Here is an 18985-nt window from a genome sequence, read left to right on the forward strand (position 1 = left end):
GCGCTATTTCTGTGCCCCGCTTTTTCATGGCTCAGGTGTGAAGTTCACAGGATGCCCGGCGAAGTGGCATTCGCGATGAAACTGATCGAATTGTTCGCCGCGATAGGCGCACAGGTCGCAGTGGCTGCGTCCAAACAACTGATCGAACAACTGCACATCCATTGAGGTCAGCGGCTTGCTCACCGCCAGCCGCTTGTATTCCGCCAACACCAGATCGCGCATCGACTCTGACAGCACTGCAGGGTAGACGAGCGTATGCGCTTCTCCACTTTTCCGATCGCGATAGGTGATCGAACGCTCGCCGCCATTGACGCGGTCAGCCACGATGTCGAGCAGCTTCCAGTCCACTGCTGCCGACGCCGAGAGGTATTGCAGTAGTCGGGCTTTGTCGATCGTCTCCGTCGCCAGCTTGTCCAGCAGCGGCATGACCCGCCGAACTACGTCGCGTGTGGCCTGGTATGTCATTGCGCGATCCACCCCTCTTCACAAGCTGACGAATCTGCAGGATGGACGATCCGGAGCCAACAAGTACGCTCTTCAGGGTTGCTGGACGTTGCAAGATCGACCGTTCCTGAACCATACTCCGCAATTGATGATCGTGGAAACGAATATGGCACCATTTCCGCAACCAGTCCTTGAACTGGCCGAACTGCTCGGAGCACACCTCCGGCAACGCGGCTGGACGTGTGCGACCGCCGAATCGTGTACCGGCGGCGGCATCGGGTACGCCATCACATCGATCGCCGGTTCGTCGGACTACTTCATGGGCGGGATCATTTCGTACTCCAACGCTGCCAAGGCGCAACTGCTGGGAGTGCGGCAGCAGACCTTGGAGCAGGTCGGAGCGGTCAGCGCCGAATGTGCTGCCGAAATGGCAACCGGCGTCCGTGGCGCAGTCGGCGTCGATCTGGGTATCGCCAGCACAGGCATAGCCGGGCCGGGCGGCGCAACCGCCCGCAAACCTGTTGGCCTCGTCTACATCGCCGTGAGCTGGCCTGATGGCGTTGAGGTACGCGAGCTGAACCTGTCAGGAACCCGGGCAGAGATTATGCAATTGTCGATACATGAGGCGCTGGCGCTGGCGTCGCGCATATTGGGGAATACATCACCCAGCTAGAGGGAACAGGAACCGGAGTGACCGTAGCGACCACCAGCCCACGCAACGAGACCACAGATTTCTACCGCAAGACGACGCTACCGAATGGCGTCCGGATCGTGACCAGCCCGATGGACCATGTCCACTCGGCCACGATCGTCTTCAACTACAACGTCGGCTCGCGCTGGGAGGCAGAGTCACAGGCCGGTATCTCACACGTCCTGGAGCACATGCTGTTCAAGGGCACCGAGCGACGGCCAGACCCGGCCACGATCTCGGAAGAGATCGAAGGGGTCGGCGGCATCCTCAACGCAGCGACTGGGCGCGAAAGCACGAACTATTGGGCGAAGGTGCCCGCCGGTCGCCTTGATCTGGCGTTTGATGTTCTCGCCGACATCCTTCGAAACTCAACGTTTCCCGACGATGAGCTCGAAAAGGAGCGCCTCGTCATCTTCGAGGAGATCCGTGGGATCGTCGACACGCCGGACGATCTTGTCCACGACGTGATCGACGAGGTGATCTGGGACAACCAGCCGGTTGGCCGCTCGATCATCGGCACTGAAGAGACTGTTGGATCGGTCCGCTCCGATGACCTGCGCGCCTACCTCGACACGTTCTATCGCCCGGAGCGCCTCGTTATCGCTGTTGCCGGTAAGGTGGACCACGATCATGTCGTTGAGCTCGCCGACCGTTGCTTTGGCGATATGTCGGCCTCGGCACCGATTGAGCTCCTGCCGTCCGTCTTTCAACACACCGCGCCAGCCATTCGCGTCGTGAATCGCCCGACCGAGCAAGCGCATCTCTGCATCGGCCACCCGGCCCTGCCCTACACCGACGAGCGGCGCTACTCGCAGGGCATGATCGACGCAATCCTCTCCAGCGGCATGAGCTCGCGGCTGTTCCAGGAGATCCGTGAGCGGCGCGGGCTGGTCTATTCCGTCTTCGGTTACTTCCGCCAATACGCTGACGTCGGCCAGGGCGTCGTCTACGCCGGCACCGATCTGCAGCGTATCGACGAGACGATCGACGCGATTCTCGTTGAGCTGAACAAGATCCGAACGACCGCGGTTTCGGAAGAAGAGCTGCGCCGAACGAAGGATCTGCGTAAAGGTCGCTTGCTCATGGGCCTCGAAGACTCACGCTCAGTGGCAGGCTGGATCGGCTCGCAGGAGCTGACCTTCGGCGAGATCCTGACACCGGAGGAAGTCATGGAGCGCATCGAGGCGGTGGATGCCGAATCGATGCTGGAGCTCGCCCGCGACCTGATTCGCGGAGAGGCGCTGTCGCTGGCGATTGTCGGGCCGTACGATGATGAGCAACATTTCCGCGACCGACTCAAGTTCTGATCGGTGACTGGCGGGTAGATGAACGCGACTGAGCAGGCCGACATTCTCATCGTCGAAGATGACCGGGCCATCGCCTCGGCGGTTCGTCGTGGGCTCGCATTCGAGGGCTACAAGGTGACGGTCGCAGAGTCCGGCGGTCAGGCGCTGAATCTGGCACGAGACAACATGCCTGACCTGGTCGTGCTCGACATCATGATCCCCGGAATCGACGGGCTCGAAGTCTGTCGTCGCCTACGAGCCGCTGGCGAAGAAGTCCCCATCCTGATGCTGACCGCGCGCGATGAAGTCGCCGACCGGGTCGCCGGACTCGACGCTGGTGCCGATGACTACCTCGTCAAGCCGTTCGCCTTCGAGGAGTTGGTCGCGCGCATCCGGGCACTGCTGCGCAGGCGCGACCGACGCGAGGAGGAATCGCTCAGTCTGGGTGGCGAGATCCTGCGCTACGGCGATCTCTCGCTCGACACGACGACCCGCTTTGCCCACCGCGGCCAGCGCCGGATCGATCTGACGACGCGCGAATTTGATCTGCTGATGCTCTTCCTGCGCCACCCGAATCAGGTTCTGCCGCGCGATGTGATCATGGAGCGCGTGTGGGGCTACGACTTCCCCGGCGAGTCGAACGTGCTGGAAGTCTATGTGAAGAATCTGCGACGCCTGCTTGAGGCGGACGGCGAGAGTCGCCTGCTGCAAACTGTTCGCGGGGCGGGGTACGTCCTGCGACGAGACTAGCCTACGGAACGAGCATCATGCCCATTCGCCTCCGCATCGTTCTTGCAACCGCAATGCTCATCGCCGTTTCGCTGCTCATCCTCGGCGGCGGCGTCTATGTCACGATGTCCCGCCATCTGCACAGCAGCCTCGACGATCGGCTGAAGTCCGTCTATCGGAGCTATCAGAGTAATCTTCAAGAGCAGCCGGACGCGTGGTACCTTCCAGGTACCCCCTACATTGTCATCCCCCCGGATCTCGACCCAAATACATTTGCATCATCCGGTCTGTATATTCAGATCCTTGATGTCAACGGCATCGTCCAAGACCGCTCCACCAACCTCGGAACGAATGTGATCCAGATTCAGGGCGATGCGTTCCAGCGCAATGTCCGCGGAGAAACCGTCCGCTACACACTCTCGACCGACAGCGGGCGCTTGCGAGTTCTGTCCGGCCCGCTGTACAACCCATCCCGCAACGAGACGTCAGTCATCCAGATTGCTGAGCCGCTCGCGCCGGTCGAGCGCACGCTCGGCGCACTGCAACAAACGCTGCTGATCGGCTCCGCACTGGCAATCCTGCTGCTCGCTGCCGGTGCCTGGGTCATCAGCGAAGGTGCGCTCAGTCCGCTCTCGCGCATGAGCCACACAGCTCGCGCGATCGGCAACACGCGTGACCTGTCGCAACGGATCGATCCACCGAAGACGCACGACGAGCTGCAATTGCTGGCCGAGACGTTCAATGACATGCTGGCGCGTCTGGAAGAGACGTTCAACGCCCAGCGCCGATTCGTGGCTGATGCATCGCATGAACTCCGTACGCCACTGACGGCACTACGAGCCAACAGCGAGATCATGTTGCGGCAGATCGACAGCGGCATTCTCGACAGCGACGATCTCCGCGAAGGCCTGACGGACGTGCGTGACGAGGTCGATCGCATGACGCGCCTCGTCCAGCACCTGCTCACCCTCGCTCGCGCCGATGTTGGCTGGCGTCCGGAGATGGAACCAGTCGATCTGATCGAAATCGTCCGAGACGCAGGACGATTCGCCACTCCGCTGGCGCACGGTCGCTCGTTCGAGATCTCGCTGCCGTATGCCGAGGACGGCAGCGAACCGCAGATCATCGTCGATGGCAACCCCGACCAGCTCCGGCAACTCATCCTCATCCTGCTGGATAACGCGTTCAACTACTCAACCGAGGATGGTGACGTGTCGCTGGCGCTGGATTGCGACGGCGACGAGGCAATCATCGCTGTAGCTGACTCGGGCCCTGGCATCAGTGAGGAACACCTGCAGCGCATCTTTGAACGCTTCTATCGCGCCGAAGCCGCACGATCTCGTGGATATGGCGGGGCGGGTCTTGGCTTGTCTATCGCGCGCTGGATCGTCTCAATCCACCACGGCCAGATCGACGTCGAAAGCGAAATCGATGACGGCACCATCTTCCGCATTCGCCTGCCGCGAACAACCACGTCAGAACCTCCGATTGAAGTAGCGGCACTCCACGACCCGGTGCTGACCTGATCGGTCACGCTTCACACCGTCCGCAGTACTTTCGGGACGATATCCCGGTCAAACCAGGGACACCTGCCCCTGTTTGTCGAAAGCCGTGCAACCTACGCTGCATACATCAGGCGTAGCTGCACCTGCATGGTGGTCCGAATCAAACGCCCGACGACGCCCGTGAGTCTCGACGTCGTCGAGAAAGGGGTAACCGCATGTCATCCTCGATCCTCGCGTCCACAACCGCACGTCGGCCATCGACGGTGACCGCAGCGATTGTGCTGCTGGTTATTGCCGGAGTTGGTGGATTCCTTGCCTCACTGTTCGTCTACGATGACTTTGGGGCCGGGTTCCTCGTCGTCGCCGGAGTCATGGCAATCGTTCGCCTGATAGCAGCGACCGGCATGCTGAATCACCACCGCTGGGGGTACATCATCGGTGCCGTCATCACGGTTCTTGATGTGTTGTTGACGGTTCCGCTGTTCTTCGATGATCCGTCAACCAGCCTACAAGTCATTGGAGCGATCGCATTGGTGATCAATGCCGTGACACTTGTTCTGCTGGCCCTACCTGCCTCACGTCGCAACTTCGCCACAGCGTAAGGCGAGCAGAACGAACAGCCGCCCAATGACTCACGTCATCGGGCGGCTGTTCGCATCATCGTTCCTGCCGTGGGCTCTCCGCCGTAGAATGTTGTTGGCCAGCGGAAAAGTGTGCAAGCGATGACCGTCGTCGACCAGCCTCTGTCTCAGGCCCTCCACACGCAGCGCATCGACAGCCGCGCAGCGCTGCAACTCTCTGGTGTGCCGCTCCTGGCAGCACGCGGTATCTGCGTTGTTCTGGCTATCGCTGCGATCTGGTTAAGCGTTCTACGAAGTCTGACCTTGTTCCACGACAATCGCGGCAGTTGGCTGAACACGTTCTTCAACCACGTCCAGGTACAGCAGGCACTCGACGACAAACGCGTCTACGCTGCCCTCACTGCCTTGGCGGTCCTGTTCGTCATGCGGCTCATCGTCCTGCTTCTGTGTGCGGCAATGATCGTGCGACGTTGTCGCGAACTGATCGCGTTTGTCGTAGCCGCGCTGCTGATCAGTGCCGCCGGAGCAGACTATCCACCCAACTACTTCGCAATGCTCGACACTCATCCCGCACACGCATACATCGGCCTCGCAATAGACCTCTGCTTCATGTTCACACTCGTAACACTGTTCTACATTTTTCCAGATGGTCGCTTCGTCCCAGGCTGGACAACCGTGCCGAGTGCGTTATGGCTTGGTGTGCTCATCTGGACCTTCTTTATCACCAAATCGCTGGAAGGCACAAGCCCGCTTGTCGCTCTCGCTCCACCGATCATCCTGATTCCGACCGCAATCGGCGCCCAATCCCATCGCTATCGGCGGATGGCGAGCCTCGTTGAGAGGCAACAGATCAAGTGGTTTCTCGGGAGTCTGGGAATCTTTTTGTTCGTCTTCATTTCGGGGAACATGATGCTGGGCATCGTTGGGGGCTTTGATGCGGATGCGTCCAGCGCGACTGTCCAGCGCAGCTGGCTCCTGTTCGAAATCGTTGCGACCGCCGCGACTCTGTGTGTCCCGATCGGCGTTGTGATCGCCGTCCTGAGGTTCCGGTTGTTCACGATTGATGTCATTCTGAACCGGGCACTGATTTATGGTGGACTGAGCGTCGCGATCGTTGGACTGTACGCTGGCATCGTCGGCTACCTTGGAACACTGTTTCGCAGTGGTGGCAATCTCGCCATATCTCTGGTCGCGACAACAATCGTCGCGCTGGCCTTTCAACCAATTCGAAACCGACTACAGCTCGGCGCGAACCGCTTGTTGTACGGCAGGCGCGATGATCCCTACGCCGTTCTGGTTCAGCTTGGGCAGCGTCTTGGAGAAACGTTGGCCCCAGAAACGATCCTCCCAACGATTGCCGAAACGGTTCGCGAAGCACTGCGCCTGCCCTACGCTGCCGTTGCCCTGGATCGAGACGGGCAACTGGTCACGGTATCCTCCGCTGGGACGCCGGCTCCGATCGCGATGAACTTGCCACTTATGTATCAACACGAACGTGTCGGCGCGCTCCTGCTTGCTCCGCGTGTTGCCAGCACCGCATTTGATTCGACCGATCTTCGATTGCTGAACGATCTGGCTCACCAGTCCGGTGTGGCAGTGTATGCGGTTCGGCTGAATGCTGAGCTCCAGCGTGCTCGCGAGCGGCTTGTCACAACACGTGAAGAAGAGCGGCGGAGGCTCCGACGAGATCTGCACGACGGGTTGGGGCCGACGCTCGGAGGGCTAGCCCTGAAGCTCGACGTTGCGGAAACACTGATAGAACACGATCCGGTCAAGGCACAAGACCTGGTACGCAGCCTCCGAGAGCAAGTCCAAGAGGCAACGGTGGAAATTCGCCGCCTTGTGTATCTACTTCGCCCACCCGCAATCGACGATCTGGGGCTGATTGGAGCATTACGTACAGAACTCGCGCGCTACGACGACGCGACGATGTCGATCGAGCTCATTGCGCCAACTGATCTTCCAGCGCTACCGGCAGCGGTTGAGGTCGCGGCATATCGCATCGTGCAGGAGGCCGTGACGAATGCGGTCCGTCATGCAGAAGCGACGCATTGTCACGTCCGGATTGGCGTAGACGAGGCAGCGCTGTATCTGATAATCACTGACAACGGCTGCGGATTGTCAAACCCGGGGGGCCGGAATGGTGTCGGTCTTGTTTCGATGAACGAACGATCTGCCGAGCTGGGCGGCAGCATTGACATTTGTGCTGCGGAAGGCGGTGGGACATGCGTGAAGTCGCGCTTGCCTTTCGCTCAAGATCGAGCCTGACGGACTCCAGACCTCTTGAATCTCTGCGAAGGCTGGCAGTATGGACGATCCCATCCGAATCCTGATCGCTGACGACCATCCGATGTTTCGGGATGGTCTGCGTACGCTGCTGGACGCAACGCCCGACACGGAGATCGTTGGTGAAACGGCAACCGGGCTGGATGTCGTGGCGCTCGCTGTCTCGCTCGTCCCGGACGTGATTCTGATGGATCTGCAAATGCCGGGCATCAACGGGATAGAAGCAACACGGCAAATCACGGCGACCGTCCCGCATACTCGCGTTCTCGTCGTCACCATGTTCGAGGACGATAACTCCGTGTTTGCGGCGATTCGCGCCGGTGCGCGAGGTTACTTGCTGAAAGGAGCGGGACGCGATGAGATGCTGAGGGCAATTCGTGCAGTTGCTGGAGGTGAAGCGATCTTCAGTTCGGCCATTGCGGAGCGCTTGCTCCAGCACTTTAGCACCAGCCGTGCGAGCAAGCCTGCAACAGCGACATTCCCCGAACTGACCGACCGTGAACGGCAAATCCTGACGCTGCTTGCTGAAGGAAAAACGAATACAGAGATCGCCAATGCGCTGTTTCTGACCAACAAGACCGTCCGCAATTACGTCTCGAATGTGATTGCCAAAATGCAGGTAGCGGACCGAACGCAGGCGATTCTTCGTGCCCGCGACGCGGGGATCGGCATCAACACCAGTGATCGAAATGGTGCGTAGTATGTCACTGGCACAATCTGATCAGCCACTTCCGACCTCGTTCGCCTGCATGTTGAGATAACGTTCAATATCATCGCAAGCGGCCGCGATCAGGCGGGCGGCAGCGGCGCTGGTCGCGAGCGCCAGCGGATAGAACTCCTGGCGGCTGACATCCAGATAGCGTCGTGCCTTGGCCGGGTCACCTGCCCGGACCACCTGCCGAAGATTGTGGATGCGATCTGCGAGCTTGAGCAGGCGGACATCCGCCGAAGCATCCCGAATCCGATCGAGGTAAGCACGGTCGCGCGCCGGCTTTTCAGAATCTGGAACTGGCGGCTTTGTGACAGCCTCGACCAGCTCGAATGAGCGTAGGCCGATGAGATCTGCAATAATCGACGGCTCAATTTCGGGGCTATCCTCAAGGACATCGTGCATCAGTGCGGCGACGAGCATGTCGGCATCCCGACAGCCGAGCTCACTCCAGAGAATCGTGGCAACTGCAACCGGATGCTCGATGAACGGCGTGCCCTCGTCACGCAACTGGCCGAGATGAGCCTGCGCCGCGAACTGGAAAGCGTAGGCGATGCGATCAGCATCGTCCGGTGCCTGCGTCGCGAGAATCATCGTCAGTGACATCGGCATTTGCGCCGGTTCGTACACGGTTCCCTCCACGTTGAGATGCTATCAGGAAGAGCGGCGACGGTGCCTGTCTCGGCAACGGGCGAACGTATGCGTTACCCTACGTTCGCGCCAGACCACCGGCGTAGCGCTGTAGCGACGGAGGCGTGATTGGCCCGAGCACGTCAGACACGAACAGGACACCGGCTGGTCGCGCGAATCGTCACGCTGCTGATTGTTGCGCTGGCCGTTTCAGCTTGCGTCAACGTCGAGTTCGGCTCGACGTTTGTCGCCGATGGCGGCGCAAGCCAGCGGATGGCGATCGTCTTTCAGCGTGACCTGCTCGATCCGACCGAGCTGGCGAGACTTACCTCCGCCATCAACGACGCCGAGCAACGTATGGCCGACGATGGCTACGAAGTGCAACGCGTCGATAGCGCCACACAACTGGGCCTCCGAGCCGCGCGAACCTCTGCGGTCTCATCGAATGTTGCGACAGAGCTGAACAGCCTGCTCAACTCGATGCTGAATCGTTCTGATTCCAGTCCGATAGCACCATTTCAAGGCACCTTCTCGCGATCCAATCCGGCCGTAGGTGGCAACAAGTATCACCTTGAGCTCACCTTCGACGGACCGACGTTCAAAGCGGCCATCGAGGACTTGCAGCCGCCCTCGCAACAATCGCAGTCCCCAACTGCGCTGACCGATGCGCTGACCGTCACTTACACGGCAACGATGCCCGGGGATTTGCAGGACGCTACCGGCCAGACCGTCGCCGAAGGTACAGCGCGCTGGACACTCTCGCTCGACGAAACAACCTCGATTACCGCCGACTCAACCGTGGGGAAGAACACGCCCTGGGCTCTGGCAGCGCTGGCGATCCTCATCGCGGTCGGCATCATCGTCGTCTCATCGGTGCTGATCACCGCTATCCTGGTGGTACGCCGTCAGGCGATCGAGCGGCATATTCCGACCGGACTGCGCATCGCACGCGATAATCCAGAGAGCGTTGATGCCATCGATCCACCAACCGAGTGGAAAGAGATCCGCGCGTCGATCCGACGCTCGGTGCGCATCGCGCTCAGCGGGCAGCGCACGTCGACAATCGCGCCGCCAGACCAGCCTGACGCGCCGGAACGAGAGGTTGAGCATGGCCCTGACACCGAAGGAAACTGATCGACTACTGGTATTCACAGCCGCTGAGCTGGCCCGCAAGCATCGCGCTCGCGGCCTGCTGCTCAACTATCCCGAGGCTGTCGCGCTAGTTACCGACGAGATCTTCGACGCGGCGCGCGCCGGCATGGCATTCGACGCGGTCGTGGAACATGCACAGCAGGTGCTGCGCCGGTCCGACGTGATGGAGGGCGTGCCGGAAATGCTGGGAATCATTCAGGTCGACGCGATGTTCCCGGACGGCACGCGGCTGGTGACAGTCCTGAATCCGATTCGAAAGGACGAAGCATGATCCCCGGCGAGATCATCCGTCGCGACGAGCCGATCATCATCAACGCAGGTCTGCCAGTGACGACGCTCGACATCACCAATACCGGCAAGCTGCCGGTGCACATCACCGCGCACTTCCACGTCTTCGAGGCCAACCCCTGCCTGGCGTTCGACCGTCTGGCTGCCTGGGGCATGCGGCTGGATGTGCCGTCAGACGGTGCGGTGCGGCTGGAGCCGGGGGCAACGGTCAGCGTGAACCTGGTGCCCATCGGCGGGGATCGCAACGTCTACGGCTTTCAGGGCGTCGTAAACGGGTCTCTCGACCAGAACGATCCCGCCGAAGCACTCGCGCGGCTCATCGAGCGCGGATTTCAGCACGTCCCGAAGGACACATCTGCCGACCTATGAGAAGGCGTGCTGGACGTAGGGATTCTCGTTTGGCGGCCCAACGGCAACACGCATACGACCCTCGGATGGCTCGGCAATCACCGAGGCGAAGGTGATGACATCGCTGCCCTGCTTGTCGTCGGGCATGCGGCAAATTGCGTCCGGATAGCAGGTGCGGTCACGCATGACCGTCTCCATCTCGTCTGCATTCAGACTGCCGCGCCGCTCGCTCAGCAATGCCTGCATCTGCGTCATACGTGCCCGGGAGTTGCCGACGTATTCCTCAGACGAGCGCTCCTCTTCAAGCAGGTCGTCCGCGACATAGTGGTTCGCGTGCGCCAGAATGCCGTCGACCGGATCGAGCCGCGCGTCGCGCGAAGCAGTCGTCTCCAGATCGGCAGCGACGCCGCGACCGTCGAGCATGATGAGGTTGCGTGATGAGGCGCGGCGGACGCCGCGGACAGCCTCAATCGCTTCGTCAACCGTGTCGTGAGTCAGCGCGAGCCGCGACAGGAAGTAGCGAGGGAAGCCGCGTCGCCAGCCATCGCAGGTGACGAAGTTGGCGAAGACGCCGAGGCCACGATCGTTGATGCCGATGTAGGACACCTGGCCGGCCGGCATGAGCATCAGGACACGTGGCGCGTCGTCCGGCACGATCTCAGCGACAATCGCGATCTCGCCGTAGAACGCGGGTAGGTCGGCGTTCTGCCCAACCATCCCGATGCCGTTGCTGGTCGCTTCGGGCTGGACAGCGAACGTAGTGCATTCTGCCGTGTCGTCAGGATCGACCGGCGTGGCAACTTCAGCGCGCAACTGCAGCAGATACGCCTCCGGCAGCGAGGCCGCGCCGCGGGCGACACCCTGGATCTCGTCATCGAAGAACGGTGCGTAGCGTTGCACCCACGGGCGATATGCCATCGCAAGATCGAGGGCTGTCTCGCGATCCAGCGACGAGCGCTGATCCAGCCGCGTCATCGCCTTATCGAGATGACGATGGATGTACTCGGAGCATGCCTCGCCAAATTGCTCGCCGATCTGCAGGTGGCTGCCGGAAAAGTGGAACTTCGGGAACGTTCGTCCCCCCACCTGGGGAGCGCTCATGACATCGGTCGCGTTCATCACCCATCCTCCTCACGCTCTGGTAGTCAGCGAGGACAGGGTATCATGCCTCCAGTCCGTCATCACGGTGCAGGGAGGGGAGCATCTATGCCGGTCAGGATGGAGCGCGAAGAATACAACCGCCGCTACGGCGCGACGACCGGCGACCGCATCCGGCTGGCGGACACCAACCTGTTCGCCCGCGTCGAGCGCGACGACACCCTCCACGGATTTGAGCCCCTCGCCGGCTTCGGTCGCCCCATGCGCGACGGCATGCTCTTCGGCCGTAGCGGCTGGAACGGCAAGACCAGCGCCAGCCAGCTCGATCTGGTCATCACCAACGCCATCATCGTCGATCCGGTGCTGGGCATTTTCCGCAGTAACATCGGCATCAAGGATGGACGGATCGCGGGTATCGGGCGAGCGGGCAACCCTGACATCATGGAAAACGTCGATCTGCTCATCGGCAGCGCCACTGGCATGATAGCCGCCGACGGTGCCATCGTCACACCCGGCGGTATTGACACACACGTCCATCTGTCGTCGTCGAGCATCGTCGGCGCTGCTGCGTATTCCGGCATCACGACACTCGTCGGACAGGGCAGCGGCGGCGTCTGGGATCTTGGCGTCAACCCGCTGAATAACATGCGCCACGTCTTCGAAGCATTCGAAGCCATCCCGATCAACCTCGCCGTACTTGCACGAGGATCAAGCGACCGAGCACAACTCGAAACAGCCTTTGAGGTCGGCGCATCGGGGCTAAAAATCCACGAGGATGTCGGTGCGTTCCCAGCCGTCATTGATACCTGTCTGTCTGTCGCCGACCTGGCCGGTGGGCAGGTCGCCATCCATACCGATGGCTTGAACGAAGCCGGTGCATTGGCCGAAACGATCGCGGCAATCGCCGGTCGCTCGATCCACGCGTATCACGTGGAGGGCTCCGGCGGCGGTCACGCGCCGAACCTGATCGAAATCGCCGGTGATCCGCGCATTATCGGCTCATCGACGAACCCGACGTTGCCGTGGTCGATCAACTCGATCGCGGAGCAGCTCGACATGATCATCGCCATCCACCGGCTGGATCGCCAGAACCCGGAGGACATGGCTGCCGCACGCGACCGCGTCCGCGCCTCAACCATCGCCGCTGAGGATGTGCTGCACGACATCGGCGCAATCGCGATGGTTTCGTCGGATTCGCAGGGCATGGGCCGGATCGGCGAAGTCATCTCGCGCACATGGCAACTGGCGCACCACATGAAGCAGGTGCGCGGCGGCGGGTTCGACCCCAACACCGGCGACGGCGACGACAACCAGCGCATCATGCAGTACATCGCGAAATACACGATCAACGCCGCCATCGCGCATGGGCTGGACCACGAGGTCGGCAGCCTGGAGCCGGGCAAGATCGCCGATCTGGTGCTCTGGCAGCCTGCCTTTTTCGGCGTCAAGCCATCGGCGATCATCAAAGGCGGCTTCGTTGCCAGCGCGCAGGTCGGCGATGGGCAGGGATCGACGCGGTCCAGCCAGCCGCTCGTCTACCGCCCGATGTGGGGCGGGATGGGTCTCGCGCCGGCCGAACTGGCTGTCAACTTCGTCTCGCGCTACGCGACCGCCGGAATACCGGGCGGCGAGCACTTGCGCCGGAAGCCGGTCGCAGTGCGCGACGTCCGTAAGACATACAAGGACGCCATGCTGCATAACGCAGCCAGTCCGCGCGTGCAGGTCGATCCAGCGACAAACGAGGTCTATATCGACGGCGAGCCGGTGATCAATCCGCCGGCCGAGCAATTACCGCTGAGCCAGCGCTATTTCCTTGCGTAGCTCAGGAGCAGATCTATCTCGAAGGGATAGGAAGTGAGCGAGTCAGTTAGTGAGCGCGCCATCGGTGAGCTCATTTCAGCAAGCGATATTGCCGAGTCAGCAACAACAACCGGGGCGATCTGGTCGGCGACATCAACCGATCTCAATATGAACGTCGTCGTCATCACCAACGAAACGCCAATCGAAGGCCATCGCAACAATGAGGTCGATGTCGTCGTCATCGGCGTTGATGGAACCGGCACGGTGCAGATCGACCAGCAAGACATTCATGTCAAGCCCCGGAGCGCAGTGGTCATCCCGAAAGGCACATGGCGCTCGATCCGAAGCGACGCCAGCCGCTTCGCCTATATGACCATCCACCGCCGCCGCGCCGGCCTCTGGCCGACGAGTGGCGGATCGGGAGGAATGAGCGAGTAGGCTGCTGTCGTCGGCTTCAGGGTCGGGCTATTGAGCGCGCGCTAGCCAGGGTGCAGTGCTGGCGGGAGTAACAGCATCCTCAATCGGACTGCGTCGAGCGGGTGGGAGATCTCTCACTGCCGGGTGCCCCTTGGGCGGTAGATGACAGGAGGCGAGGATGGCTGTCGTATCGAACGACTCGCCATTGACGGCAATGTCGAGTGGCTGGCTTGGCAACCTCCATTTCCCCCTGTCATCTTGAGGTCGCAACCGAAAGATCTCCCACCCGTGCGACTCAGTCCGACGCGGTCAGGTGCTCTGCCGAAATAGCAGGGTACGCTGGGGTCCACACCTTACAATCCCCAAACGTCATTGCTACAGATACGGAGAACTCATGGACCGCAGATACCCCGAGATCGAACCATTCGAGCAGGGCATGCTCGACACCGGAGATGGGCACGAGGTCTACTGGGAAGCGTGCGGCAATCCGAACGGCATCCCTGCGCTCTTCGTGCATGGCGGGCCGGGATCGGGCGCATCACCGGGCCAGCGCCGCTTCTTCGACCCAAACGTTTACCGAGCGATCCTGTTCGACCAGCGCGGTACCGGCCGCAGCCGACCGCTGGCGAGTGATCCGAACGCCGATCTGTCGACCAACACGACGCAGCATCTGATTGCCGACATGGAGGCATTGCGCGAGATGCATGGCGTCGATCAGTGGGTGCTGCTCGGCTTCTCCTGGGGCACGACGCTGGCGCAGGCATATGCGCACACGCATCTGGACCGCGTCCGCGGCTTGGTCCTTGGGCTGGTGACGACGACCTCGCGGCGCGAAGTTGAGTGGATCACTGAGGATATGGGGCGCGTCTTCCCGCAGGAGTGGGATCGCTTCGCCGGTGCCGTCCCTAAGCGCTTTCGCGATATGCGGCTCATTGATGCTTATGCGGCCATGCTGCGCGATCCTGACCCGGCGTTGCAGGAGCACGCCGCGCGAGAGTGGTGTATCTGGGAGGACGTGCACGTCTCGCTCGCGCCGGGGTTCCAGCCGAGCCCGCGCTACAACGATGCGGAGTTCCGGCTGCGGTTTGCGCGGCTCGTGACGCACTACTGGAGCAACGCGGCATTCCTGGAGGAAGACCAGCTTATCCGCGACGCGGCAAAGCTGAACGGCATCCCGGGCCGCCTCATCCACGGTCGCTACGACATCAGCAGCCCGCTCGGTATTCCGTGGGAGCTTTCGAAGCGCTGGAAAACCGCGACGCTAACGGTGATGCAGCAGGGCGGGCACGGCGGCGACGAGTTCCCCGGCCTCGTGGTTGATGCACTGGACGAGCTCGCGCGAGCGTAGGCCGCAGCACGATGCTGCGGCCACGCTCAACGGTCGGCGCTACGCGCGAACGCGCGCCTTTGGCGGTTCGGTCCCTTCGGGGATCGGGGCCGCGTAGGTGTAGCCGTCGGTCTGCTCTTCGAACTCGGCCTTGGCCCTGGCCAGCAGGTCCGGGTCGTCAATGAGCTGGGCGGCGGTGATCGCCATAGCCTTGGCAGCGTGAATCATGCCCTTGTGCCCAATCGACATCGCGCCGGTCGCGGTGATGCCCCACGAGTGTCCCGGCGCGCCGAGCGCCCAGGTCGTCGTCGAGAATTGCACCGTCGGCGCATTCCAGCTCGCCTCGGCTACGTCAGTCGAGCCGGACATCGTCTTGCCCTCGTCAGTCGGTTGCACCGGCTCGGTCAGCAGGACCTTGTCTTTCATATCCTTCGGCAGACCTGAGTGCTCAAGCGCGCGGATGCGGGCCGCCTCGCCGAAAGCGTCGGACACCTCCCGAGCGTAGGCCTCTTCTTCGGCGGTGAACTCCATCGGACCCAGCGCCTCCAGCACGTCCATGCCGAGCGACGCGAGTGTCTGGTTCGGCAGGAAGCCGTGGATGCCATAGAGGTCGTGGACCTCGACGCGCGTCTCGGTCATCGCCGCCGCAGCCTCGGCGATCGTAAGGATGCGTTGCGTGATCGGATCGACCTGATCGCGGCGTGGTGCGCGGATGTAGTACCAGACCTCGGCCTCGGCCGGCACGACGTTCGGCTGCCCTCCCCCATTGGTGATGACGTAGTGGATACGAGCGGCCTCGATGACATGCTCGCGGAGATAGTTCACGGCGATGTTCATCAGCTCGACGGCGTCAAGCGCCGAGCGGCCCATCTCCGGTGCACCAGCAGCGTGGGCTGTTTTGCCGAAGAAGCGGAAGGTCGCGTGGTCGATCGCCAGCGAGCTGCCGCGCATAACCGAGATCTTGCTGCCCGGATGCCAGGTGATTGCGGCATCGAGATCAGCGAACGCGCCAGCGCGCGCCATGAACACCTTGCCAGCGCCGGTCTCTTCGGCTGGGCAGCCGTAGTACCGCACGGTGCCCTTGCGACCAGTCTCCTGCAGCCAGCTCTTCACTGCCGATGCGGCAGCCAGGCTGGCGGTGCCCAGCAGATTGTGGCCGCAGCCGTGCCCTGCGCCACCGGGGACGAGCGGATCCTGCGCCGCTTGATTCTTCTGCGACAGTTCCGGCAGAGCATCGTACTCGCCGAGGAACCCGATGATCGGCGCGCCTTCGCCCCACTCGGCGACGATCGCGGTCGGCAGTCCGCCGACGTTGCGTGTGACGCGGAAGCCATCTGCTTCAAGGTCTTCGGCCTGTAGTTGGCACGACTTCGTTTCGGCGAGCGCGACTTCGGCGTATTCCCAGATAGTGTCGGAGATGGTTGTGAAGCGCTCCTGGCGCTCATCAATCCAGTCGCCAACCTCGCGGTGCTTGAGCATGCATCCCTCCCAACGGTGTGTCTGTCGGGCCGGGGCCGTCCCCGGGCTTGAGCATTGTAACCACCTTTGGAAGTTCTCTCAGGTGAGGTCGGCTGCAGTGGGCGATGGGCGGCGAAACGGCCGCTCGATCCGGTCGCCGAGCGCATAGGCACCCTGCATCGTCGTATGGATCTCGGACGTGCCGCCGTAGATCACTGCGCCCTTGGCGTTGAACGCGTGCCGCAGGAGCATCGGCTGCTCTCCTGCGCAATGGCGGCTCCAGATCTCCAGCGCGTCGCGCGCGTTGTCGACGCCTGCGTTTGAAGCTCGCCACTTTGCCAGGCCCGTCTCCTGCGCGTTGGGTCGGCCGACATTCTTGAGTGCTGCCGCGCGAACCAGCAACGAGCGCGCTGTCTGTTCACGCGCCGACATCGCTGCCAGCTGACCGAGATCACCCTGATCACCTGCGCCTGTCTGGCGCAGGAAGTCGGCGGTCCATTCGCGACAGGCGCGGGCGATGCCGAGCGCGCCGCAACCGACCGTAAACAGGCCGTTACCGAGCGTCGAAAGTGCGACGACAAAGCCTTCACCAACGTTGCCAAGCACAGCGTCATCCGGCACGAATGCAGCGCTACAGACAACCGTGCCAGTATCTCCGGAACGCAAGCCGAGTTTGCCGTGCAGCACCGTTGACGATACACCAGGCGAATCGGCGGGCACGACGAACGCGGTGATGCCCTTGTGGCGTAGCGTGAGATCGACCGAAGCAAAGACGATATAGAGCGACGCCTGATTCGCGGCGCTGATCCACGATTTCTCGCCGTCGAGGACGTAGCCACCATCGACCCGTCGCGCACGCATACGCAACGCGCCGACGTCCGAGCCAGCGTCCGGCTCAGTCAGCGCGAACGTGCCGATCTCCCTGCCGCTCGCTAACTCCGGCAGCCAGCGTTCCCGCTGCGCATCAGTGCCCCACTGCAGGATGCCCATCGAGGTCAGCGCCAGATGGACGGTGAAGCTCACCTGGTGCGCCGTATCGATCGCGCCGAGCTCTTCGCAGACTGCTCCGAGCGCTGTGTAATCCCGACCCATACCGCCATAGCGTTTCGGTATCAGAAGGCCGAGCAGGCCGGCATTTGCCAGCGTTGTGATGATGTCATCATTCGGCGCAGCGTGAAGAAAGCGCTCGTCACTCGCGGCGACTGACGGTGCAATCGAGCGAACGAGTTGCACGAGATCGTCATGACCCCAGCTGCTGCCCGATGGGGAATAGGTGTTCATGGGCGGATTGTACGGTACGGTACCTTTCGCAACGGGGAGACCGGTTCGCAATAGTGCTATGGGGAGGAAATGAGCACATGACTGAGACTGCCAACCTGGCAATTCCACTGGAGTCCTACGCAGCGAGGCGACAGCGCTGCCGTGTTGAGGCAAGCGCACGGAGCTTCGCCGGCCTGATTGTCCTGTCGCGCGACCCGGATCGCGCCGGTAACGGACTCTATCTCGCCAACCATCGCCCGATCGCCGGATCACACCCGTCGATGTACGAGCAACGCGGTCGCGGCTACTGTGCCGTCATCATTCCGGTCGACAAGCCGGAAACGCTGCTGGTCACATCTCCGTACTACGAGCCGGACATCACCATCGAGCAGGTCGAGGTTGATACCAATCTGCCGCGTGGGCTGGCGCGTGTCATCAGTAACTACGGACTGGAGAACGGCGAACGCTGGGGCATCGTTGGCGAGGAGTTCATGCCGGTCCTGCTCTACAACGACATCCGCGTTGCCCTGCCGTATTGCAGCTTCTACTTCGCCGACGACATCCTCTGGACGATGCGGACGACGAAGGACGAGATGGAGCAGCAGATCCTGCGCGAGGCGGCCAGGATCGCCGACGCCGGCGCTGAAACCGCCATGCAGGCATACCGCGCCGGTCGCACCGAACAGGATGTCGTTAACGACGTTGATCGCACGCTGCGCTCGCTCGGCGCGACGAATACCTCGCTCACCTGCCAGAGCGGCGTCTATCGATCCGGCGAGCCGCTGATCCGCCCGTTCGCTACCGACAGGGTGTTGGAGCGCGGCGACATGGCGCAGATGGAGATTCGCGGCAGCTATCGCGGCTACGGATTCGACATCTGCCGCTCGGCCGTCGTCGGCCCGCCGAACGACACCCAGCGGCACATGTTCGAGACGGTCGATCGTATGCTGGACGCGAACTTTGCCACGGCCGCGCC

At 62.0% G+C, this 18985-nt stretch carries 19 protein-coding genes; 14 read left to right on the plus strand and 5 right to left on the minus strand.

The genetic code is table 11. The features are described 5' to 3' along the window. Positions 1-24 precede the first annotated feature (24 nt). Positions 25-465 carry a hypothetical protein gene (locus M9890_02620; protein MCO5175853.1) on the minus strand — a complete coding sequence of 147 codons (441 nt, stop codon included), beginning with the start codon at positions 463-465 and terminating at the stop codon, positions 25-27. 145 nt (positions 466-610) lie between these two features. Here M9890_02620 and M9890_02625 point away from each other — a divergent pair, with 145 nt between their 5' ends. The 7 genes from M9890_02625 to M9890_02655 all read left to right on the plus strand — a co-directional run bounded on the left by M9890_02625 (position 611) and on the right by M9890_02655 (position 8222). Beyond that, the gene (locus M9890_02625) at positions 611-1117 is read left to right on the plus strand and encodes a CinA family protein (protein ID MCO5175854.1); all 507 of its coding nucleotides are present in this window, start codon (positions 611-613) and stop codon (positions 1115-1117) included. 17 nt (positions 1118-1134) lie between these two features. Next, positions 1135-2442 (plus strand): insulinase family protein, encoded by a 1308-nt coding sequence (locus M9890_02630; protein MCO5175855.1) that lies wholly within the window; start codon positions 1135-1137, stop codon positions 2440-2442. An 18-nt stretch (positions 2443-2460) separates the two neighbouring features. Then, on the plus strand, positions 2461-3171 hold the full coding sequence (locus tag M9890_02635; GenBank protein ID MCO5175856.1) for a response regulator transcription factor: 711 nt from the start codon (positions 2461-2463) through the stop codon (positions 3169-3171). A 17-nt stretch (positions 3172-3188) separates the two neighbouring features. Next, positions 3189-4676: an ATP-binding protein gene (locus M9890_02640; protein MCO5175857.1), complete on the plus strand. Its 1488-nt coding sequence runs from the start codon at positions 3189-3191 to the stop codon at positions 4674-4676. Positions 4677-4870: 194 nt separating this feature from the next. Next, complete coding sequence (locus M9890_02645) at positions 4871-5257, plus strand: hypothetical protein (protein ID MCO5175858.1); 387 nt, start codon at positions 4871-4873, stop codon at positions 5255-5257. 120 nt (positions 5258-5377) lie between these two features. Next, on the plus strand, positions 5378-7504 hold the full coding sequence (locus M9890_02650; GenBank protein ID MCO5175859.1) for a sensor histidine kinase: 2127 nt from the start codon (positions 5378-5380) through the stop codon (positions 7502-7504). Positions 7505-7586: 82 nt separating this feature from the next. Further along, entirely contained in the window at positions 7587-8222 is a 636-nt protein-coding gene (locus M9890_02655; GenBank protein ID MCO5175860.1) for a response regulator transcription factor, read from the plus strand. 21 nt (positions 8223-8243) lie between these two features. On the opposite strand, the gene M9890_02660 is transcribed toward M9890_02655, so the two are convergent. Then, the gene (locus M9890_02660; protein ID MCO5175861.1) at positions 8244-8861 is read right to left on the minus strand and encodes an HD domain-containing protein; all 618 of its coding nucleotides are present in this window, start codon (positions 8859-8861) and stop codon (positions 8244-8246) included. A gap of 129 nt (positions 8862-8990) precedes the next feature. Here M9890_02660 and M9890_02665 point away from each other — a divergent pair, with 129 nt between their 5' ends. Genes M9890_02665 through ureB form a run of 3 tightly spaced genes read left to right on the plus strand, consistent with a single transcriptional unit; the run spans position 8991 to position 10670 of the window. After that, entirely contained in the window at positions 8991-9995 is a 1005-nt protein-coding gene (locus tag M9890_02665; GenBank protein MCO5175862.1) for a hypothetical protein, read from the plus strand. After that, positions 9970-10284, plus strand: a complete 315-nt coding sequence (locus M9890_02670; GenBank protein ID MCO5175863.1) for an urease subunit gamma — start codon at positions 9970-9972, stop codon at positions 10282-10284. Before M9890_02665 ends, M9890_02670 begins: the two co-directional genes overlap by 26 nt. Next, on the plus strand, positions 10281-10670 hold the full coding sequence (gene ureB, locus M9890_02675; protein MCO5175864.1) for an urease subunit beta: 390 nt from the start codon (positions 10281-10283) through the stop codon (positions 10668-10670). The genes M9890_02670 and ureB overlap by 4 nt, the downstream gene beginning before the upstream one ends. Here ureB and M9890_02680 read toward each other — a convergent pair. Next, on the minus strand, positions 10665-11768 hold the full coding sequence (locus M9890_02680) for a C45 family autoproteolytic acyltransferase/hydrolase (protein MCO5175865.1): 1104 nt from the start codon (positions 11766-11768) through the stop codon (positions 10665-10667). The genes ureB and M9890_02680 overlap by 6 nt on opposite strands. An 87-nt stretch (positions 11769-11855) precedes the next feature. Here M9890_02680 and M9890_02685 point away from each other — a divergent pair, with 87 nt between their 5' ends. The 3 genes from M9890_02685 to pip all read left to right on the plus strand — a co-directional run bounded on the left by M9890_02685 (position 11856) and on the right by pip (position 15312). Beyond that, positions 11856-13568 carry an urease subunit alpha gene (locus tag M9890_02685; protein ID MCO5175866.1) on the plus strand — a complete coding sequence of 571 codons (1713 nt, stop codon included), beginning with the start codon at positions 11856-11858 and terminating at the stop codon, positions 13566-13568. Between the two features lie 33 nt (positions 13569-13601). Next, a complete protein-coding gene (locus M9890_02690; GenBank protein MCO5175867.1) occupies positions 13602-13985 on the plus strand; it encodes a cupin domain-containing protein in 384 nt (127 codons plus the stop codon). Positions 13986-14358: 373 nt separating this feature from the next. Then, a complete protein-coding gene (gene pip, locus M9890_02695; GenBank protein ID MCO5175868.1) occupies positions 14359-15312 on the plus strand; it encodes a prolyl aminopeptidase in 954 nt (317 codons plus the stop codon). A 39-nt stretch (positions 15313-15351) separates the two neighbouring features. On the opposite strand, the gene M9890_02700 is transcribed toward pip, so the two are convergent. Continuing rightward, positions 15352-16770: an amidohydrolase gene (locus M9890_02700; GenBank protein MCO5175869.1), complete on the minus strand. Its 1419-nt coding sequence runs from the start codon at positions 16768-16770 to the stop codon at positions 15352-15354. A 78-nt stretch (positions 16771-16848) separates the two neighbouring features. Next, on the minus strand, positions 16849-17982 hold the full coding sequence (locus tag M9890_02705; GenBank protein MCO5175870.1) for an acyl-CoA dehydrogenase family protein: 1134 nt from the start codon (positions 17980-17982) through the stop codon (positions 16849-16851). A gap of 125 nt (positions 17983-18107) precedes the next feature. On the opposite strand from M9890_02705, the gene M9890_02710 reads away from it, so the two are divergent. Then, on the plus strand, positions 18108-18985 hold an 878-nt coding region (locus M9890_02710), incomplete at its 3' end, for a M24 family metallopeptidase (protein ID MCO5175871.1).

The sequence above is a fragment of the Thermomicrobiales bacterium genome, from assembly GCA_023954495.1.
Classification (GTDB): Bacteria; Chloroflexota; Chloroflexia; order Thermomicrobiales; family CFX8; genus JAMLIA01.